The sequence below is a fragment of the Microbacterium sp. H6 genome, assembly GCF_003314775.1.
Lineage (GTDB): Bacteria > Actinomycetota > Actinomycetes > Actinomycetales > Microbacteriaceae > Microbacterium > Microbacterium oxydans.
The window spans coordinates 1-1509 of record NZ_QOAY01000211.1 but is presented as its reverse complement, the minus strand read 5'-3'; the positions used below and the strand labels follow the sequence as shown (position 1 = coordinate 1509).

The 1509-nt window shown below is 70.4% G+C and carries 1 protein-coding gene and 1 pseudogene; both read left to right on the top strand.

The genetic code is table 11. The annotated features are described in order from the left end of the window. Window positions 1–188: 188 nt before the first annotated feature. The gene (locus DSP71_RS14185; RefSeq protein ID WP_113681413.1) at window positions 189–1040 is read left to right on the top strand and encodes an alpha/beta fold hydrolase; all 852 of its coding nucleotides are present in this window, start codon (window positions 189–191) and stop codon (window positions 1038–1040) included. Between the two features lie 263 nt (window positions 1041–1303). Then, window positions 1304–1509: pseudogene (locus DSP71_RS14180) on the top strand (DUF1684 domain-containing protein); the annotation flags it as partial.

The following is a 1509-nucleotide window of genomic DNA, read 5'->3' as shown; positions in this document are numbered from 1 at the left end:
GCCGCGGGCGTGGACGCGATCCATTTCTCCGCGAAGCGTGCCGTGAACGAAGACGGCGGGGTGCGGATGGGGTCGGCCTCCGACGGGGTCGGCGGCTACGAGGTGACCGATCGCGACACCGCCTTCGCGATCCGCGACGCCCTTGCACGGTAGCCGCCTCTTCCGGTGATGGGTAGGCTCGCAGCGTGATGGATACCCGCGAGTTCACCGATGCCTATGGTGTCGACATCGTCTACGACGTCCATCCCGCCGAGGGGACCCCGCGCGGCGTGGTGCAGCTGCTGCACGGCGTCGGAGAGCATGCAGGGCGGTACGGTGCGCTGATCACCGCGCTCACGGCTGCCGGATTCCACGTCTACGCCGACGACCACCGCGGTCATGGCCGCACCGGCATCCGCCAGCACGGCGGCCCGGAGAAGCTCGGCCGTCTGGGCAAGGGCGGGCTGCGTGCGGCCGTGGAAGCCGTCTGGCAGCTGACGGGCATCATCCGCGAGGAGAATCCCGATCTGCCGCTCGTGCTGCTCGGGCACTCGTGGGGATCGTTCCTCGCACAGATGCTCGTCAACGAGCACCCGGACGCGTGGGACGCGGTGATCCTGTCCGGCTCTGCCCTGCGCATGCCGGGCTCACTGAACGCCGCTCCGCTGAATGCGCGCTGGGCAGGTGAGGGCGCGACCGGGCTGGAGTGGCTCAGCAGAGACCCCGCCGTGTGGACCGCGTTCGACGAGGATCCGCTGACCACCGATGTGCCGCTGCTCAAGCTGTTCGGCCCGATCGAGGCGGCGAAGCTGTACGGCCGCTCTGCGAAGGACCTGGGGCACGACATCCCGATGCTTCTGCTGGTCGGGCGGGACGACCCGGTGGGCGGACCGCGCAGCGTGCACAAGCTCGCCGACGAGTACCGCAACCGTTCAGGTCTCACCGACGTCACCACGCTCGTCTACCCCGACGCGCGCCACGAGATCTTCGCGGAGCTGCAGCAGGACGAGGTGCGCGCCGACGTGCTCGCCTGGCTCGACACGCACATCCCCGCACGCTGAGCTCCCGGCTCCACCGCCGAGACCCATGCTCCTCGTCCACACCCACTGTGGCGACCGCTCGCCGCGGTGGGTCTCGGCGGGGAGCGTGGGTCTGGGGCGAGGTGTTCCCGCGTGGTGCGGATGTAACGCGACGTTACGCGCGGTGAAGGCGTGTGACACGGGCGTCTCGCGCGCCGCGGGGTCACCGTAGATTCGGGGCAATATTCCGCGCATGAGCGAGGAGTGCCCGCTCGGCGGCACCCCGCACGGGAGGGAGCGCTCCGATGAGCTTCGTGAAGGACTGGCAGGACTGGCACGCGTCCAGGGAGCGGTACGCGGGATCGGAGTACGGCCCGTCGGCACTCGAGTCGACGAACTGGCTCATCACGGAGGCCGCGGCCGTGGACGGCATCCCCGGGCTCTGGGCGCTCACCGGCGACGGCGGCATCCGCGGCAGCGAGCTGGGCCAGGCGGGATCCACCGTCACGCT

Bases quoted from the DNA above. Each gene is read 5' to 3' on its own strand.
- DSP71_RS14185 (WP_113681413.1), top strand. From the start codon at position 189: ATGGATACCCGCGAGTTCACCGATGCCTATGGTGTCGACATCGTCTAC.